This window comes from Methylocella sp. (genome assembly GCF_041905455.1).
GTDB lineage: Bacteria > Pseudomonadota > Alphaproteobacteria > Rhizobiales > Beijerinckiaceae > Methylocapsa.
Genome location: NZ_JAYRLA010000001.1, coordinates 188575 through 206826 on the forward strand (window position 1 = coordinate 188575; position 18252 = coordinate 206826).

16 protein-coding genes are annotated in these 18252 nt (G+C 71.4%); 12 read left to right on the plus strand and 4 right to left on the minus strand.

Going from position 1 to position 18252, the window contains the following annotated elements; translation table 11 throughout:
* The first annotated feature begins 34 nt into the window (after positions 1 to 34).
* The 3 genes from ACE3OG_RS00865 to ACE3OG_RS00875 all read left to right on the plus strand — a co-directional run bounded on the left by ACE3OG_RS00865 (position 35) and on the right by ACE3OG_RS00875 (position 4471).
* Entirely contained in the window at positions 35 to 2455 is a 2421-nt protein-coding gene (locus ACE3OG_RS00865) for a caspase family protein (protein ID WP_374305151.1), read from the plus strand.
* Positions 2456 to 2649: 194 nt separating this feature from the next.
* Positions 2650 to 3750, plus strand: a complete 1101-nt coding sequence (locus tag ACE3OG_RS00870; RefSeq protein ID WP_374305639.1) for a Ppx/GppA phosphatase family protein — start codon at positions 2650 to 2652, stop codon at positions 3748 to 3750.
* Between the two features lie 13 nt (positions 3751 to 3763).
* Positions 3764 to 4471 (plus strand): RlmE family RNA methyltransferase, encoded by a 708-nt coding sequence (locus ACE3OG_RS00875; protein WP_374305153.1) that lies wholly within the window; start codon positions 3764 to 3766, stop codon positions 4469 to 4471.
* A 4-nt stretch (positions 4472 to 4475) separates the two neighbouring features.
* Here ACE3OG_RS00875 and ACE3OG_RS00880 read toward each other — a convergent pair whose 3' ends face one another.
* Positions 4476 to 5879: an MFS transporter gene (locus tag ACE3OG_RS00880; protein ID WP_374305155.1), complete on the minus strand. Its 1404-nt coding sequence runs from the start codon at positions 5877 to 5879 to the stop codon at positions 4476 to 4478.
* Between the two features lie 242 nt (positions 5880 to 6121).
* On the opposite strand from ACE3OG_RS00880, the gene guaB reads away from it, so the two are divergent.
* The 7 genes from guaB (at position 6122) to ACE3OG_RS00915 (ending at position 13603) form a co-directional block, all read left to right on the plus strand.
* Positions 6122 to 7612 (plus strand): IMP dehydrogenase, encoded by a 1491-nt coding sequence (gene guaB / locus ACE3OG_RS00885; protein WP_374305157.1) that lies wholly within the window; start codon positions 6122 to 6124, stop codon positions 7610 to 7612.
* Positions 7613 to 7630: 18 nt separating this feature from the next.
* Positions 7631 to 8011: an MAPEG family protein gene (locus ACE3OG_RS00890; RefSeq protein WP_374305159.1), complete on the plus strand. Its 381-nt coding sequence runs from the start codon at positions 7631 to 7633 to the stop codon at positions 8009 to 8011.
* 77 nt (positions 8012 to 8088) lie between these two features.
* Complete coding sequence (locus tag ACE3OG_RS00895; RefSeq protein ID WP_374305161.1) at positions 8089 to 8331, plus strand: GlsB/YeaQ/YmgE family stress response membrane protein; 243 nt, start codon at positions 8089 to 8091, stop codon at positions 8329 to 8331.
* A 10-nt stretch (positions 8332 to 8341) separates the two neighbouring features.
* Positions 8342 to 9634: an RsmB/NOP family class I SAM-dependent RNA methyltransferase gene (locus ACE3OG_RS00900; RefSeq protein WP_374305163.1), complete on the plus strand. Its 1293-nt coding sequence runs from the start codon at positions 8342 to 8344 to the stop codon at positions 9632 to 9634.
* A gap of 221 nt (positions 9635 to 9855) precedes the next feature.
* Positions 9856 to 12021: a malate synthase G gene (locus ACE3OG_RS00905; protein WP_374305165.1), complete on the plus strand. Its 2166-nt coding sequence runs from the start codon at positions 9856 to 9858 to the stop codon at positions 12019 to 12021.
* A gap of 72 nt (positions 12022 to 12093) precedes the next feature.
* On the plus strand, positions 12094 to 12468 hold the full coding sequence (locus tag ACE3OG_RS00910; protein WP_374305167.1) for a DUF779 domain-containing protein: 375 nt from the start codon (positions 12094 to 12096) through the stop codon (positions 12466 to 12468).
* Between the two features lie 121 nt (positions 12469 to 12589).
* A complete protein-coding gene (locus ACE3OG_RS00915) occupies positions 12590 to 13603 on the plus strand; it encodes a DUF3616 domain-containing protein (RefSeq protein ID WP_374305169.1) in 1014 nt (337 codons plus the stop codon).
* A gap of 20 nt (positions 13604 to 13623) precedes the next feature.
* Here ACE3OG_RS00915 and ACE3OG_RS00920 read toward each other — a convergent pair whose 3' ends face one another.
* On the minus strand, positions 13624 to 14145 hold the full coding sequence (locus ACE3OG_RS00920; protein ID WP_374305171.1) for a hypothetical protein: 522 nt from the start codon (positions 14143 to 14145) through the stop codon (positions 13624 to 13626).
* A 155-nt stretch (positions 14146 to 14300) separates the two neighbouring features.
* Between ACE3OG_RS00920 and ACE3OG_RS00925 the strand changes: the two genes are divergently transcribed.
* Entirely contained in the window at positions 14301 to 14900 is a 600-nt protein-coding gene (locus ACE3OG_RS00925) for a phospholipase D-like domain-containing protein (protein WP_374305173.1), read from the plus strand.
* Between the two features lie 40 nt (positions 14901 to 14940).
* Here the strand turns inward: ACE3OG_RS00925 and galU are convergent, their stop codons facing one another.
* Positions 14941 to 15828 (minus strand): UTP--glucose-1-phosphate uridylyltransferase GalU, encoded by an 888-nt coding sequence (gene galU, locus ACE3OG_RS00930; protein ID WP_374305175.1) that lies wholly within the window; start codon positions 15826 to 15828, stop codon positions 14941 to 14943.
* Between the two features lie 366 nt (positions 15829 to 16194).
* Here galU and galE point away from each other — a divergent pair, with 366 nt between their 5' ends.
* A complete protein-coding gene (galE, locus tag ACE3OG_RS00935; protein ID WP_374305177.1) occupies positions 16195 to 17187 on the plus strand; it encodes a UDP-glucose 4-epimerase GalE in 993 nt (330 codons plus the stop codon).
* Positions 17188 to 17193: 6 nt separating this feature from the next.
* Here galE and hemH read toward each other — a convergent pair whose 3' ends face one another.
* Positions 17194 to 18246 (minus strand): ferrochelatase, encoded by a 1053-nt coding sequence (gene hemH, locus ACE3OG_RS00940; protein WP_374305179.1) that lies wholly within the window; start codon positions 18244 to 18246, stop codon positions 17194 to 17196.
* Positions 18247 to 18252 lie beyond the last annotated feature (6 nt).

An 18252-nucleotide genomic window follows, 5' to 3' on the forward strand; every position in this document is an offset into this window, starting at 1 on the left:
CGCGCCGTCGCAGACCTTCCGGGGACCCAAGCCCATGCGATCGATCCTGCTCCGCCTCCTCATCGTCGTGACGGCGCTCGCGCCCTCGCTCGGGTCTTCGCCCGCGCGGGCCGCCGGGCCTGACGGCGCGCGCATCGCCCTCGTCGTCGGCCAGTCGCGCTACGCCCAGCCGCTCGCCACGGCGACGAACGACGCCGGGCTCGTCGCCGACACGTTGCGCGGCGCCGGCTTCGACGTCACGGGCGCCGCCGACCTCGACCAGGAGGAGCTGCGCCGCGCCTTCCGCGACTTCGCGGCGAGGGCCGCGCAGGCGGGGCCGAACGCCATCGCCTTCGTCTATCTCGCCGGGCGCGGCCTCCAGTACGAGGGCGAAAATTATTTCGTCCCCGTGGACGCCGCGATCGCCCGCGACGGCGACATCGACCTGCAGGCGGTGCGCGTCTCCGAGCTGACGCGGGCGCTGGCCGGGCTGCCGCTGCGCGCGCGCATCGTCGTCCTCGACGCGGCGCGGGCCAACCCGTTCGCGCCGGGCGGCGAGCTCGCCGGCGGCCTCGCCCTCGTCGAAGCCGACCCCGGCGCGCTCTACGCCTTCAACGCGGCGCCCGGAACCATCGCGCCGGACGAGCCCGGCCCCTACGGCGCCTACGCGCAGGCGCTCGCCGAGCTCCTGCGGCAGGGCGGGGCGCCGATCGACGTCGCATTCTCGCAGGTGCGCCTGCGCGTTAACGAAGCGACGAAAGGCGCGATCACGCCGTGGGATTCGGCCAATGTCGCGCCGCCGCTGATCCTGCTGCAGGCCGCCGCGGGCGCGAGCCCCGAGGTCGCCGCGCAAAGCTACGCCGCGCTGCAGGCGCGCCCGCTGCGCTCCTTCCCGACGCCGGCCGAAGCCTACGCCGCCGCGCTCGAGCGCGACACGCTCGAAGCCTATCAGGACTTCCTCGCGCTCTACCCGAACGATCCGCTGGCCGCGCGCGTGCGCGCGCTCGCCGCGGCGCGGCGCGAGGCGCTGACGTGGCGGCGCGCCGTCGCCGCCAACACGCCGGACGCCTACTGGAGCTATATGCAGCGCTACCCGAAGGGGCCGCATTACTACGACGCGCGCCGACGCCTCTCGGTTCTGTCGGCGCCGATCGCGCCGCCGCAGAGCTACGCAGCCTATGATTTCGGCGGCCTGCCGCCGCCGCCGCCGGTCGAATATGAGATCGTCGACCGTCCCGTCGTGATCTTCGAGGGCGCATATCCGCCGCCTCCGCCGCCGCCCGCCTATTTCCTGCCGCCTCCGCCGCCCGGCTTCGCGCGCCTGCCGCCGCCTCCGCCGCCCGCGCCGGGCTTCCTGCCGATCCCGGTTCCGATCCCCGTTCCGTTCGGCGGCTACGCCGGACCGCCCGGCCGCTTCCAGCAGCCCGGCTACGGGCCGCGCCCGATCGGCGCCGGCCCCGGAGGCGGGCAGGCCGGCCAGCCGCTCCCCGGCCAACCCATGCCGGGGATGCCGATGCAAGGCCAGCCGATGCCGGGGATGCCCATGCAGGGGCGGCCGATGCCGGGACAGGCTGCGCCGGGCCGGCCCGGCGGGCCGGTCGCGACCCAGCCCGCGCCCGTCTCGCCGCCGCAGGGCGCCGCGCCGGGCGGCCCCGGCGCCCGTCCGCCGGCCCCGCCCGCAGGGGGACCTCCCACGGCCGCGCCCGCGCCTGCCGCTCCCGGCGGAACCTCGGCGACGCCGGGACACGGGCTGCCTTCCGGCGGCGATCTGCCGCCTCTGCCGGGCCGTCCCGGCCAAGGGCGGCCCGGCCAGGAGCAACCCGGCGCGCCGCCGCCGCGTCCCGGCGGGCCGACGGCGATCCAGCCTTCGCCGGCCGCTCCTCCGCCGGGCGCCGGATCAGGCGGCAAGCCGGCGGCGCCGCCGGCCGGCGCGACGCCGCCCTCAGGCGGAAGCGTCGGAGCCGCTCCGGCTTCGCCCCAGCCGAAACCGCCGGGACGGCCGGCGACACAGGCTGCGCCGGCGAGTCCCGAGCCTCCCGCCGCGCCCAGGCCGGCGCCAGCCCCGGCGCCGCAACCCGCGCCTGCGCCAAAGCCGGCCCCCGCCGCGCCGAAGCAAACGCCCGCCGCGCCCCGGCCGGACGCGCCGGCCCCCGCTGCGCCAAAACCCGCCGCGCCTGCGCCGGCCGCGCCCAAGCCTGACATGCCCAAGCCTGACATGCCCAAGCCTGACATGCCCAAGCCTGACATGCCCAAGCCCGATCTGCCCAAGCCCGCCGCGCCCCGGCCCGAACCGGCGCCGCCGCGCGCGCCGGCCGCGCCAAAACCCGACTCGCCGAAGCCTGATCTGCCGCGCCCGCAAGCGCCGCGAGCGGAAACGCCAAAGCCGGAGCCGGCGCGGCCCGCGCCCGGGGCCGCGCGTCCCGAGGCTCCGGCGCGCACGGGCGGACGTCCCGGCCGCGGCGAGGAGGAACGCTGACGGCCTCCGCAGCGCCGCTTGGCGATTCCGCAAGCCATTGTTAGACTGGCGGGAAGGCAGGTGGCTTCGTCCGGCGGACCGGGAGCGTCGAGGTGGACCAGGGAAAAGGCGCTGAAACGACGTCCTCTTCCCTGGCGGAGCCGCTGGCGGCCGGCTCCTGCGCCCTCCTTTCCGCGGACTCCGCCTCGCCGGCCATCTTCGCGGCGGAAGACTGGCGGTCCGCCGCGCCGCGCCGGCGCGGCCATCGCGCGCCGCAGGTTCGCGCCGGCGACTTCGGGCGCGACCCCGTCTACGCCGCGCTCGACCTTGGCACCAACAACTGCCGCCTCCTCGTCGCCCGCGCCGAACCCTCGCCGTCGGGCGAGCCGGGCTTTCGCGTGATCGATTCCTTCTCGCGCATCGTGCGCCTCGGCGAGGGGCTCTCGCGCAGCGGGCGGCTCAGCCCGGCCGCCATCGAGCGCACCCTCGGCGCCCTCGAGATCTGCCGCCGCAAGATCGAGGCGCGCGGCGTCACGCGGGCGCGGCTCATCGCCACCGAGGCCTGCCGCGCGGCGCGCAACGGCGAGGATTTTCTGCGCCGCGTCCGCCGCCGCACCGGGCTCGAGCTTGAGATCGTCGACCGCGAGACGGAGGCGCATCTGGCCGCCGCCGGCTCCGCCTCGCTCGCCGACCAGGCGGCGGAGAGCGCCGTCCTTTTCGACATCGGCGGCGGCTCGTCCGAGATCGTCTGGCTCGGGCGCGCCGCGGGCGAGGCGGCCGGCGGCCGCCCGCGCGAAGTCGTGCGGCACTGGACCTCGCTGAAGCTCGGCGTCGTCTCGCTCGCCGAGCGCTTCGGCGGCCTCGACGTCTCGGCGCAGACCTTCGAGGCGATGGTCGACCATGTGTTCGAGGCGCTGCAGGGCTTTTCCGCCGCCGTGCGCTGCGAGCGCCGCTGCGGCCGCTTCCATCTGCTCGGCACCTCGGGCACCGTCACGACCATCGCCGGGGTCTATCTCGGCCTCGCGCGCTATGACCGGCGCCGCGTCGACGGGCTGTGGATGTCCGACGAGGAAGTCTCGCGCGCCATCGGCGCGCTGCGGGCGATGAGCTACGACGAGCGGGCCATGAACGGCTGCATCGGCGTCGGCCGCGCCGACCTCGTGCTCGCCGGCTGCGCCATCCTCGAGGCGATCCGCCGCTGCTTCCCGGCCGAGCGCGTGCGCATCGCCGACCGCGGCCTCCGCGAAGGCATATTGACGCAGCTCATCGACGAGGACATGACCCGGACGCCGGCCTGCGCCGGCGGGGCGCCATGAAGGGATCTTCTTGATGAAAGGGCCCGCCGGCGGCGCGTCCTCGGGCCGCGAGGGCGGCCGCTCGCTCAAGACGCGGGTCAAGACCGCGCGAAAACGCTCGCTGTCGTCGACGCTGTGGCTGCAGCGCCAGCTCAACGATCCTTACGTCGCGCAGGCGAAGCGCGAGGGGTTTCGCTCGCGCGCCGCCTACAAGCTGATCGAGATCGACGACCGCTTCCATCTTCTGCGGCCGGGCATGAAGGTGGTCGACCTCGGCGCCGCGCCCGGCGGCTGGGCGCAGGTCGCCGCGCGGCGCGTTCTCGCGGGCGAAGGGCGGGGTGGGGTGGTCGGGATCGACCTTCTGCCGATCGAGCCGCTCGCCGGCGCGACGTTCGAGGTGATGGATTTCCACGACGCCGACGCGCCGGAGCGGCTGAAGGCGCTGCTCGGCGGCCCCGCCGACGTCGTGCTCTCGGACATGGCGGCGAACGCCACCGGCCACAAGAAGACCGACCATCTGCGCATCGTCGGCCTCGTCGAGCTCGCGGCGGCCTTCGCCGCCGAGGTTCTGGCCCCCGGCGGCGCCTTTCTCGCGAAAGTGCTGCAGGGCGGCACGGAGGGCGAGCTGCTGGCCATGCTGAAGCGCGATTTTGCGGTCGTGAAGCATGTGAAGCCGCAGGCGAGTCGGGCCGATTCGTCCGAACTCTACGTGCTGGCGACCGGGTTCAGGGGCGCGCCATAACCGCTCACGCCGTCTCCTCGACCCGCGCCGGCTCGCCGGCGAGCCCGGCGCCGGCCTCCTTCGGCAGCCGCGCGAAGATCGCCGCGCCGACGACGCAGAGCGCGCCCATCATGGCGAAGGCGAAGCCGAACGCGCCCTGCGAATAGACGCTCGCCGCAAAGACATGGGCGTAGGACTGCAGCGCGCCGGCGCCCGCGGCGATGCCAAGGCTCAGCGCGAGCTGCTGCGCGACCGAGGCGAAGCTGACCGCCCGGCTCATGTCGGCCTGGTCGATCTCGTCGTAGGCGATGGCGTTGATCCCGGTGAACTGCAGCGAGTTGACGAAGCCGCCGAACAGCAGCGCCGCCGCCATGACGAGGGTCGGCGTCGAGGCGGTGAACAGCCCGTAGCCGGCGATCATCGCGGCGCTGACCAGCGCCGCCCATGTCAGCACATGGCGGAAGCCGAAGCGGCGCAGGATCGGCGAGGCCGTCGCCTTCATGAGCAGGGCGCCGGCCGCCGCCAGAAAGGTCAGCGAGCCGGAGTGGAACGGGTTCAGCCCGAAGCTCATCTGCAGCTTGAGCGGCAGCAGGAAGGGCAGGGAGCCGACGCCGATGCGGAAGAAGGCGCCGCCGACCAGGCTGGCGCGGAAGGTCTTGAGCCGCAGGAGCCGCAGGTCGAGGATCGGCGCCTCGGCGCGCCGGGCGTGGAGGGCGTAGAGGGAAATCAGCGCCGCGCCCGCGCCGAGCGCGGCGAGCGAGGCGCCGCCCGAAGCGAGGCCGCCGCCCTCCGCCGCGAGGCCGAACAGCATGAGCGACAGGCCGAGCCCCGACAGGACGAAGCCGGCGAGGTCGAAGCGGCCGGGGTCCTCCTCGCGCACGTCGTCGATGAACAGCGTCGCGAGGACGACGCCGAGGACGCCGATCGGCGCGTTGATCCAGAAGATCCAGCGCCAGTGGAAATAGGTGGTGACGAAGCCGCCGAACAGCGGGCCGACGACGGGGCCGAACAGCGCCGGCACCGTGAGATAGGCGAGCGAGCGCACGAGGTCGGAGCGCTCGGTCGAGCGCAGCAGCAGCAGCCGGCCGACCGGCACCATCATCGCGCCGCCGATTCCCTGAACGAGCCGCCCGGCGACGAGCTCGGGCAGGCTTGAGGCGTAGCCGCAGGCGATCGAGGCGAGGGTGAAGACGGCGATGGCCAGCCGAAACACCAGTCGCGCGCCAAAACGGTCGGCGACCCAGCCGCTCGCCGGAATGAACACGGCGAGCGAGACGAGATAGGAGGTGAGCGCCAGCTTCAGCGCGATCGGGTCTTCATGCAGGTCGAGCGCGATCGCCGGCAGCGAGGTGGCGATCACCGTCGAATCGAGCGTCTCCATGAACAGGGCGCAGGCGACGATGAGCGCGGTGACGGCGTAGCGGGGCACTTCGAGGGGGCTCGGCTCGTTCTGACGGCCCGGAACGCCGCGCGCGCGGGCGGGTTCGGGGCGAAAAGCGGCGGAGCGCGTTCCATAAAGGCTCGCCGGCCGCGGTTCAAACCCGGCGCGGCTTTGCGCGGCGCGCGGGCCATGCTAAGAGCCGCCCGCAACTCTCACTCGATCCCGCGCCGCTCTTCTCCGCCCGAAAAATTCGGCGCGGATGGGCCGCCGCCACCCCGGAGTTGACGCCCGTGACCGCGATCAAGCGCCCGCAGCTTAACGAAGCCTTCACCTTCGACGACGTCCTGCTGCTGCCGGGCCATTCCGAGGTCATGCCGAGCGGCGTCGATCTGCGCACGCGGCTCACCGCGACGATCAGCCTCAACCTGCCGATCATCTCCTCGGCGATGGACACGGTGACCGAGGCGCGCCTCGCCATCGCGCTGGCGCAGGCCGGCGGCATCGGCGTCGTCCACCGCAACCTCGAGCCGGCCGAGCAGGCCGAGGAGGTGCGCAAGGTCAAGCGCTTCGAGAGCGGCATGGTGGTCGATCCGATCACCATCTTCCCCGACGAGACGCTCGCCGACGCGCTCGCCCTCATGCGCCGGCACGAGATCTCCGGCATTCCGGTGGTCGAGCGCGGCGCGTCCGGCAAGCCGGCGCGGCTGTGCGGCATCCTCACCAACCGCGACGTGCGCTTCGCCGACAATCCGCTCGAGCCCGTCTCGAATCTGATGACGAAAAATCTCATCACGGTGCGCGAGGGGGTGAGCCAGGACGAGGCCCGGCGCCTCCTGCACCAGCATCGGCTGGAGAAACTCATCGTCGTCGACGAGGATTTCCGCTGCGTCGGCCTCGTCACCGTCAAGGACATGGACAAGGCGACGCAGCACCCGCTCGCCTCCAAGGACGCCGAGGGGCGCCTGCGCGTCGCCGCCGCGTCCACCGTCGGCGACAAGGGCTATGAGCGCTCCCTGATGCTGATCGACGCCGGCGTCGACTGCGTCGTCATCGACACGGCGCACGGCCATTCGCAGGCGGTGCTCGACCAGGTGAGCCGGCTCAAGCGCGAATCGAACGCCGTCGCGCTGATCGCCGGCAATGTGGCGACGGCCGACGGCGCCAGGGCGCTGATCGACGCCGGCGTCGACGCGGTCAAGGTCGGCATCGGGCCCGGCTCGATCTGCACGACGCGCATCGTCGCCGGCGTCGGCGTGCCGCAGCTCACCGCCGTCATGGACTGCGCCGAGGCGGCGCGCGCCCAGAACATTCCGGTGATCGCCGACGGCGGCATCAAATATTCGGGAGACCTCGCCAAGGCGGTGGCCGCGGGCGCCGACAGCGTGATGATCGGCTCGCTGTTCGCCGGCACCGACGAGAGCCCCGGCGAGGTCTATCTCTACCAGGGCCGCTCGTTCAAATCCTATCGCGGCATGGGCTCGGTCGGGGCGATGTCGCGGGGTTCGGCGGACCGCTATTTCCAGCAGGACGTGCGCGACCATCTGAAGCTCGTGCCCGAGGGCGTCGAGGGGCAGGTGCCCTATCGCGGCCCGGTCGGGGCGATCGTCCACCAGCTCGCCGGCGGCCTGCGCGCGGCGATGGGCTATGTCGGCGCGAAGGACGTGCCGACCTTCCAGCGACGCGCGCAATTCGTGCGCATCTCGGCGGCGAGCCTGCGCGAGAGCCACGTCCACGACGTGGCCATCACGCGCGAGAGCCCGAACTATCCCACGGGATCGTAAGAGCGCGGGAGCCTCGCCTTGAGCCTGCCATCCATTCTCGCCCCCGTCTTCGCGCAAGTCGGGCTGGTCTTCGTCCTCGTCTTCTTCATGGTCGCCGCCCGCCATGGCGGGGTCGCCGGCGGCCCCGAGCGCGCCAAGCTCGTCTCGGACTGCTTCTCGAACCAGTTCGAGATTCCCGTCCTCTTCTTCACGCTCGTCCCGCTCGCGGTCCTGACGCGCAAGGCCGACCTCCTGTTCGTCGTCATGTCGTGGATCTTCGTCCTCTCGCGCCTCGCCCATGCGGCGATCCACACGGGATCGAACCGGCAGCCGGCGCGCGGGATCGCCTGGCTGCTCGGCGTCGCGACGCTCCTCGTGATGTGGGCCGTGTTCGCCGTCCGCGTCCTGCTCGTCCCCTGAAGACGCGGCGCCGAGAGCGTCGCATACTGGCGCCGGCGGCGGCCGCGCCGCCTGATTCGAACCCGCAGGGGAAAACCATGGGCGTCATCATCTGGCTCATCATCGGAGCCATCGCCGGCTGGCTCGCCGGCCTCATCATGAAGGGCGGCGGCTTCGGCCTCCTCGGCAACATCGTCGTCGGCATCGTCGGCGCCTTCATCGCCGGCGCGTTGCTGCCGGTCATCGGCGTCCACATCGGCGGCGGCGTGGTGAGCGACATCGTCAACGCCGTGATCGGCGCCTGCATCCTCCTGTTCATCATCGGCCTCGTGAAGCGCTAGGAGGAAGACGATGACCCCCGGAGCGCGGGTCGCCGCGGCGATCGAAGTCATGGCCGACGTCGACGGCCGTCGCCGTCCGGCCGCCGACGCGCTCAAGGACTGGGGGCTGTCGCATCGCTTCGCCGGCTCGAAGGACCGCGCCGGCGTCGCCGCGCTCGTCTATGACGCGCTGCGCCGGCGCGCCTCGGCCGCTTATGTGATGGACGATCCCTCGCCGCGCGGAGTCCTCGTCGGCGCGCTGAAGCTCGCGCGCGGCCTTTCGCTCGAAGACGCCGAGGCGCTGTTCTCCGGCGAGGGCCATGCGCCGGCGCAGCTTTCGGCGGGCGAGCGCGCCCGCTACGCCGACGCTTCGCTCGCCGGCGCGCCGGCCCCCGTCGCCGGCGATTTTCCCGAATGGCTCGAGCCCTCGCTGCGCGCGGCCTTCGGCGAGCGGCTCGTCGAGGAGACGGCGGCGCTCGCCGAACGCGCGCCGCTCGATTTGCGCGTCAACACGCTCAAATGCGCGCGCGAGAAGGCGCTCGCGAGCCTTAATGGCCTCGATCCCGCGCCGACGCCGCTTTCGCCGCTCGGCCTGCGCATACCCTTCGCGCCGGACGGGCGCGCCGTCTCGCTTTCGTCGGAGCCCGACTATCTGAAGGGCCGCGTCGAGATCCAGGACGAGGGCTCGCAGCTCGCCGCGCTTCTGTGCGCCGCGCGCGCCGGCGAGCAGGTCCTCGACCTGTGCGCGGGCGGCGGCGGCAAGACGCTCGCGCTCGCCGCGGCGATGGACAACCGCGGCCAGATCTACGCCCATGACGACGACCCCCGCCGCCTCGCGCCGATCCATGCGCGGCTCGAGCGGGCCGGGGTGCGCAACGTCCAGATCCGCACGCCGCGCCGCGGCGCCGACGTGCTCGCCGATCTCGAAGGCCGCTGCGACCTCGTGCTGATTGACGCGCCCTGCACGGGGATCGGCGCCTGGCGGCGCAACCCCGACGCCAAATGGCGGCTACGCCCCGGCGCGCTGGAGCAGCGGATTTTGGCGCAGGACGCGCTGCTGCGCGAGGCGCGGCGCTTCCTGAAGGACGGCGGCCGGCTCGCCTACGTCACCTGCTCGCTGCTGCGCGAGGAGAACGAGGACCGCGTCGCGGCCTTTCTCGCCGCGGAGCGAGGCTTTGCGCCGGTCGGAGCGCAGGACGCGGCGGAGCGCGCCGGCCTGCCAGGGCTCGCGCGCTTCGCTTCCACGCTCGGCCCGGGATTCCGCTTTTCTCCGGCGGCGAGCGGGACGGACGGCTTCTACGCGGCCATTCTCGCGCGCGGTTGAGGCGAAGCCCATGGCCCGCGAGCCTTCCCCGCTTAAGCCAAACGGCCTATATCGTCGCCGTCGCCTTGCAGCTATGTGCGGGGCTAGGCGCCGACTTTGCTGTTGCTCCCTCACTATATTAAGGCAGGGCGTCGCGTCGCCGTCGCCGCCCCAGGGTCTCGGGGAAGAGCCTTGGGAGACGCGCGGGGCCGGAGGCGTTCACCTCGAAAGACGAGAGGCTCATGGCTTACGCGCAGATCGGGAAGATTAGCGTCGCGCAGGTGCTGCGCGACTTCGTCGAAACCGAGGCTCTGCCCGGAACGGGCGTCGAGCCGCAGGCGTTCTGGCGCGGGCTCGAAGGGCTGATCGCCGACTTCGCGCCGAAAATCGCGGCGCAGCTCAAGTTCCGCGACGAGTTGCAGGGCAAGATCGACGCCTACCACAAGATTTTCGCGTCCCGCGAATTCGATCCCGCCGGCTACGAAAGCTTCCTGCGCGAGATCGGCTATCTCGTCCCCGAGCCCGCGGACTTCGTGATCCGCACGCAGAACACGCTGGAGGTCGCCCGCGTGTCCGGGCCGCAGCTCGTCGTGCCCGCCTCGAACGCCCGCTTCGTGCTCAACGCCGCCAACGCCCGCTGGGGCAGCCTGTTCGACGCGCTCTACGGCTCGGACGTCATTCCCGAGACGCCCGGCTTCGAGCGCGGCAAGGGCTACAACAAGGCGCGCGGCGCAAAGGTCGTCGAATACGCCCGCGACCTGCTCGACGAAATGGTTCCGCTCGCCAAGGGCGCGCACCGCGACGTGGTCGCCTATCGCGTCGTCGGCGGCGAACTCGTCTGCGACCTCGAAAACGGCCTCGAGACGCGCCTGCGTCATCCCGGCCGCTTCGCCGGCTGGCGCAAGACGGGGCCGCAATCCTTCGTCGTGCTGCTGCGCCAGAACGGCCTGCATATCGAGCTTGAGATCGATCCCGTCAGCCTCGTCGGCGCGCAGAACAAGGGCGCGCTCGCCGACGTCATCCTCGAGGCGGCGCTCTCGACCATCGTCGACCTCGAGGACAGCGTGGCCGCCGTCGACGCGCAGGACAAGGTCCACGTCTACCGCAACTGGCTCGGCCTGATGAAGGGGACGCTGTCCGCCGGGCTCGAGAAGAACGGCCTCATCATCGAGCGCAGGCTCAACGAGGATCGCCGCTACGTCGACCGCGACGGCGAGCCGATGACCCTGCACGGGCGCAGCCTGCTGCTGGTGCGCAACGTCGGCCACCACATGAAGACCGACGCCATCCTCGACGCCGACGGCCGCGAGGTTCCCGAAACCATCCTCGACGCGGCGGTGACGAGCCTCATCGCCGTCCACGACGTGACCGGCTCGCCGCGCGTGCACAACAGCCGCGTCGGCTCGGTCTACATCGTCAAGCCGAAGATGCACGGGCCCGAGGAGGTCGCGCTCGCCAGCGACCTGTTCGCCCGCGTCGAGGAAATGCTCAGCCTGCCGCGGTTCACGCTCAAGATGGGCATCATGGACGAGGAGCGGCGCACCACCGTCAACCTCAAGGCCTGCGTCAAGGCCGCCGCCGACCGCGTGTTCTTCATCAACACCGGCTTCCTCGACCGCACCGGCGACGAGATCCACACGTCGATGGAGGCGGGTCCGATGATCCGCAAGGACGAGATCAAGGGCACGCCCTGGATCGCCGCCTACGAGAACCATAACGTCGACGTCGGCCTCGCCTGCGGCTTCCCGGGCAAGGCGCAGATCGGCAAGGGCATGTGGGCCGCGCCCGACGCCATGGCCGAGATGGTCGAGAAGAAGATCGCCCATCCGCTCGCCGGCGCCAACACCGCCTGGGTGCCTTCGCCCACGGCGGCGACGCTGCACGCGCTGCACTATCACAAGGTGGACGTCGCCGCGCGCCAGGCGCTGCTGCGCAAGCGCCCGCGCGCGAAGCTCTCCGACATCCTGACCATTCCGCTCGCCAGGACCAACTGGGCTCCCGACGACATCCGGCAGGAGCTCGAGAACAACTGCCAGGGCATTCTCGGCTATGTCGTGCGCTGGGTCGACCAGGGCGTCGGCTGCTCCAAGGTGCCGGACAGCCACGACGTCGCGCTGATGGAGGACCGCGCCACCCTGCGCATCTCCAGCCAGCACATCGCCAACTGGCTGCGCCACAACGTCGTCTCGAAGGACGAGGTGATGGCGGCGCTGAAGCGCATGGCCGCCGTCGTCGACCGCCAGAACGCCGCCGATCCCGTCTATCGGCCGATGGCGCCCGGCTTCGACGGACCGGCCTTCAAGGCGGCGGTCGACCTCGTGTTCAAGGGCCGCGAGGAGCCGAACGGCTACACGGAGCACCTTTTGACCTCATGGCGGCGCGAGGCGAAGGCCCTTCACGCCTCCTGAGCGTTCAGGCAAGATCGCCAGGGACGGCGGAGCGCCCGCGCGACGACGCGGGAGGGCAGGAGGACGGCGGCAATGGTCGAGCGGGTCATCGCGACGGGGCAAGCCCTGGAGCTCATCGAAGGACTGAAGGCCGCTCATGGCGAGCTTCTGTTCCACCAGTCGGGCGGCTGCTGCGACGGCTCTTCGCCGATGTGCTACCCGCGCGGCGAGTTCAAGGTCGGCAGGAACGACGTCCGGCTCGGCGACATCGGCGGCTGCCCCGTCTATATCGACGGCGACCAGTTCGAGCTCTGGTCGCACACGCAGCTCATCATCGACGTGGTGAAGGGGCGCGGCGCCGGTTTCTCTCTCGAATCGCCGCAGGGGGTGCGTTTCCTGACCCGCGGCCATGTCTTCACGCCCGACGAGACGGCCGAGCTCGCGCCGCTCGCCCCCGTCGGCGCGTGAGGCCCCTTTGGCCCGCCCTCCGGCGAACCTGAGGCGCGTCAGCGCGGCGGCCCTCTTCGTTGTACTGACTGCCTGCGCGGCGGCGCCCGTTCGCGCCGACGAGGCGGCGGGGCTCGGCCCGTTGCGGCTCTTCGCCGTCAAGGACGATTTCCTGAGCCGCAAGCGGGAGGTTTCGCGCGATCTCAGCGGCGTCGCCTGCCGTCCGTCGCAGCCCGGCGCGAAGCGGCGCCTGTGCGTCGTCATCGACGACCAGAGCCGTTTCGCGCAGGTCGCCTGGCTCGCGGACGACGCGCTCGAGGCCGGGGCGAAGATCCCGTTGATCGACGCGGCGCAGGAGGAAGCCGCGCTTGGCGCGCCGCCGGCGAAGGTTTCCTGCCCGCAGCAGGAAAGCCGGTTCGAGGACCTTGACGGAGAGGGCGTCGCCTATGACGCGCCCTGGTTCTACATCATCGGCTCGCACGGCTGCACGCGCAAGAAGGGCGAGTTCTCGCGCTCCGCCTTTCTCACGGTGCGCTTCCGGCTCGACGACGAGGGCCGCCTCGTCGAAGGCGGCGGCCCCGCCGTCGAGGCCACCTACCGCCTTTCCGACGCGCTCGCCGCGGCGCGCATGGCGCAGGCCCATTTCGCCGCCCCGCTCGCCGAAGCCGGCCTCAACATCGAAGGCGTCGCGGTGCGCGACGGCGTGCTCTACGCCGGGGCGCGCGCGCCCTCGATCGACGGCAAGGCGCTGCTCATCGGGGTCAATATCGCCGACCTGTTCGCCCCCGGCCACGAGCGCCGGCCGATGCAGATCGTCGAATCGGCGCTGCCGCTCGGCGAGGGCGTCGGCGTGCGCGACCTCGCGACGCTGCCCGACGGCCGGCTCCTGGTGCTCGCCGGGCCGGAGCAGGAGGATTGCCGCACGCCCTTCAGCCTGTTCGTCTCGGACTTCCCCCCGAGCCGCGGCGGAACGCCGAACGTTCAGCTCATCGCCCGCCTCAAGGACGTCCCGGCCGGGGGCGACGAGTTCGCGCGCGCCAAGGCGGAGGCGGTGCTGCCGCTCTCGATCCTCGACGGCGAATTGCGCGCGCTCATCCTGTTCGACGGGCCGAAGAACGGCCGCCCGTCCGAATATCGCGCGTCGCTGCCGCGCTGACGCGCGGCGGCTCCGGAGCGTCAGCGCGAATCGCGCTTCGCCTGCATGTTCTTGGTGTGCTGGCTCACCTCGCCGAGCTTGGCGCGGTTGCGCGCCCTCGTCTTCGCGCTGTCGAGCGGTCGCATGCCCTCGCCGGCGGGCCGGCTCATGGGCCGGCGGGCGGCCTGCGCGTCGCGCTTGCGGCGCAGCTCCAGCGCGCGCGTCGCGCTGTCGCGCATGGCGTCGCGCGCCGCCAGCGCCTTGCGGCGCGCCGTCTCGGCGTTGAGGCGCTTCAGCGCCGCGGCGAGCAGGTCGCGCTTCCTCCGCGTCCCGGTATTGTCGGCGGCGGGCGCCGCCCCCTTGGCCGCGGCCTTGCCGCGCATCTCGCGGCGCTGGCGGGCGGCGATGTCGCGGGCGCGGTCGCGCCGCTCGCGCACCAGCCTGACGAGCTGGGCGAGCTCGGGCGCGTCGAGTTCGGCGAGGGCGGGATGATGCGTCTTCTCGACGAGGGCGAGTTCTTCGGCGTCGAGCGCCTGGCGTTCAGTGCGGAGGCTTCGGCCCATTTCCCGGCTCCCAAATGCATTATCGTTGGTGTGGCGCCTCGCCGGCGGCGTGCGCTATGGTTGCGGACCCTTCCGGATTCGCGCGCCGGCGCGCCGCGCGCCAGCATCGGCGCCGGGCGAGGCCGACGCAAGGCCTTTCGCGTCACATAGGCAGGATGAGCTTTTTCCGCGCGCAAAGACTCGCCGGCCTGACCTTCGCCTGCGGCGTCCTCTTCGCCGCCGCGGCGTCGCCGCCGCATGTCGCGCTCGATCCGCCGCGCGGCCTTTCGGTCCATTACGCGCCGGCCGAGAATCTTGAGCGGATCGACGTCGCGCTCATCGACGGCGCGCGCCAGTCGATCGACATGGCCGCCTATGTGCTGACCAACTGGCCGGTGATGCAGGCGCTCGCCCGCGCCTCGCGGCGCGGCGTCAAGGTCCGCATCTATCTCGACAACGGCATGATCGGCCAGAGGACGCCGAGCCCGCCCTTCCTCGCGCTGCTCGACGATCCCACGATCGAGATCGGCGTCAAGCGGCCGGGCGCGCCGCTGATGCATCTCAAGAGCTACCAGATCGACGGGCGCCTGCTGCGCACCGGGGCGGCGAATTTCTCCGCCTCCGGCCTCAAGAAGCAGGACAACGACCTCATCATCCTCAACGATCCGGCGGCGGCGGCGGAGTTCAGACGAAGGTTCGAGACGATCTTCGCGGCGAGCGAGCCGCTGCCGGCCGACGTCGGCGCGCGGCGCGGCTTCTTCAGCCCGCAGGGTTGAGCATCCGCCCGACGGATCGGGACCGGGCGGGCGCGGCGGCTCAGAACGGGCCGAACTTCTTCAGCTCCGCCTTGAACGCGGAGGCGACGTCGGGGTTGGCGAGCGCGAAGGCGACGTTCGCCGCAAGGAAGCCGATCTTCGAGCCGCAGTCGTAAGTCTTGCCGTCGAAGCGCACGCCGTGGAAGGCCTGCGTCTTCGCGAGCTCCTTCATCCCGTCGGTGAGCTGGATTTCGCCGCCCGCGCCCTTCTCTATCCTTTCAAGGATGGCGAAGATCTCCGGGCCGAGCAGGTAGCGGCCGGAGATGATGCTGGTCGAGGGCGCGGTCCCCTTCGGCGGCTTCTCCACCATGCCGGTGATCTCGAAGGACGCGCCTTCATCCTTGCCGATCGAGACGACGCCGTATTGATGGGTCTCCTCGGGCGAAACCTCCTCGACGGCGATGATGTTGCCGCCATGCTTCTCGTAGGCCTCGACGCATTGCCTGAGGCAGCGGCCGGAGTTCTGCGGCCCGGCCATGGTGACCATGTCGGGCAGCAGCACGGCGAAGGGCTCGTCGCCGACGAGCTCGCGCGCGCACCATACCGCATGGCCAAGCCCGAGCGGCGCCTGCTGGCGGGTGAAGCTCGTCGCGCCGGCGGCGGGAAGCTGCGCCTTCAGCGCCTCGAACTCCTTGACCTTGCCGCGCCGCCGCAGCGTGTCGTCGAGCTCGTAATTGATGTCGAAATGATCCTCGATGACCGCCTTGCCGCGTCCGGTGACGAAGATGAAATGCTCGATCCCGGCCTCGGCCGCCTCCTCGACGACATGCTGCAGCACGGGGCGGTCGACGATGGTCAGCATCTCCTTCGGAATCGATTTCGTCGCCGGCAGGAAACGCGTGCCAAGGCCCGCCACGGGGAAAACCGCCTTGCGAATCCGCTTCGTCATCTAGCAATCCTGAAAAACGGCGCCGGCCTCGGGCGCTAAGGGTGTTGGCGAGGCGAGGATAGCCAATAATCGTCAGCCGAACCAGAGATTGGCCTGCGTCGACGCGTCATATCCTATCCGGGCCATTTCCCGGGAAATGATGCAGCGGTCCGCGGCGGCGAGGATCGCCTCAAGTGGGCGCGCGCGGCCGGCCGCTTTGCTCGCATCGCGCGCGTCTCTACCTCGCGCGGCGCGCGCCCCGCTCCAGAGGCTGGCCTTTTATTCAATTTATGCTGGCGGAGCGGGCGGTTTCTTGGTTGTGAAGAGCGACGATATTACGGCGTCGAACGGGCGCGCCGCTTCGCGCGGGTCCGGCAGGGGGATTTCATGGCTGTGCTTGTGACGGGCGGCGCCGGCTATATCGGCGGCCACATGGTTCTGGCGCTTCTCGACCGCGGCGAGAACGTCGTCGTGCTCGACAATCTCTCCACCGGCTTCGCCTGGGCGGTTCCGCCCGCCGCGAAGCTCGTCGTCGGCGATTTTGGCGACGAAGCGCTCGTCGACGATCTCATCGCGCGCAATAAGATCGAGGCCATCGCCCATTTCGCGGCGAAGATCGTGGTGCCGGAATCGGTCGTCGACCCGCTCGGCTATTATCTCAACAACACGGCCAAGGCGCGCAATCTGCTCGAGCGGGCGACGCGCGGCGGGGTCAAGCATTTCATCTTCTCCTCGACCGCCGCCGTCTATGGCGAGCCCGCCGCCAATCCGGTGTTCGAGGACGTCGCGCTCGCGCCCATCAACCCGTATGGCCGCTCCAAGCTGATGGTCGAATGGATGCTGGCCGACGTCGCGAAGGCGCATGGGCTCGGCTATGCGGTGCTGCGCTACTTCAACGTAGCGGGCGCCGATCCCGCCGGCCGGCTCGGCCAGTCCTCGCCGGTCGCGACCCATCTCATCAAGGTCGCGGCGCAGGCGGCGCTCGGTCGCCGCGACGGGCTCGACATCTACGGGACCGACTATCCGACGCCCGACGGCTCCTGCGTGCGCGACTACATCCAGGTGAGCGACCTCGTCGACGCGCATCTGCTCGCGCTCGACCATCTGCGCGCGGGCGGGGGAAACCTCACCTGCAACTGCGGCTACGGACGCGGCTTCTCGGTGCTCGAGGTCGTCGACGTGGTCAAGAAGGTGTCCGGCGTCGATTTCCCCGCGCGCCTGATGGGCCGGCGCGCGGGGGATCCGGCGAGCCTCGTCGCCGGCGCCGACCGCGTGCGCGAGACGCTCGGCTGGCGGCCGAAATACGACGACCTTTCGGTCATCGTCGAGCAGGCGTTGTCCTGGGAGCGCCGGCTGCACAACAGGGGCCCGGCGGCCTGAGCCGCCTCAGGCTTCGGACGGTCCCCAGTTGGCGAGCAGCTCGTTCGCCACGATATGGCGCACGACCTCCATGCCGCGCGCCGAATCGTTCAGGCAGGGGATGAACGCGAAGCGCTCGCCGCCGTGCTCGAGGAAGAAATCGCGGTTCTCGATTCCGATTTCGGAGACGGTCTCGAGGCAGTCGACGGAGAAGCCGGGCGTCGCCACCGCGAGACGCCGCACGCCCCGGCCGCCCAGCGCCTTCACCGTTTCATCCGTGTAGGGCTTGATCCATTCGGCGCGGCCGAACCGCGACTGGAAGGTGAGCATGCAGCGCTCTTCCGACAAGCCGAGCCGCTCGCGCAGGAGCCGCGCGGTCTCGACGCAGTGGTGGTAATAGGGATCGCCCGCCTCGACGTAGGATTCCGGGACGCCATGGAAGGACAGAAGCAGGACCTCGGGCTCGAAGTCGAGCGCGGCGATCCCTTCCCGAATCGAGCCGGCGATCGCGTCGAGATAGACCGGATCGGCGTAATAGGGCGGAACGCTGCGAAGCTGCGGGCGCCAGGCCATCTTCGCGAGCTGCTCCTCCACCTTGTCGGCGACGCTCTGCGTCGTCGCGCCGGCGAATTGCGGATAGAGCGGAACGATCAGGAGCCGCCCGCAGCCCTTCGCGCGCAGCGCCTCGAGCCCGGCTCTGATCGAGGGATTGGCGTAGCGCATCGCCCAGTCGACGACGAGATCGCCGGCGCCAAGCTCGCCGCCGGCCGCGAGCGCGGCGAGCTTTTCGGCCTGCGAGCGCGTCACCGTCTTGAGCGGGCTCTCGTCGCGCTCGCGGTTCCAGATCGTCTCATAGGCGCGGCTCGAGCGCTGCGGCCGCGTCGTCAGGATGAAAAGATTGAGGATCAGCCACCAGCGCAGGCGCGGCGCGTCGACGACGCGCCGGTCCCACAGGAACTCCCTGAGATAGCGGCGCAGCGGCCAATAGCCCAGCGCGTCCGGCGTGCCGAGGTTGACGAGAAGGACGCCGATCCTGTCCGCGGCGACGGCGCTCGAGGGAGCGCCCGCCGGCGCGTTCACGCGGGC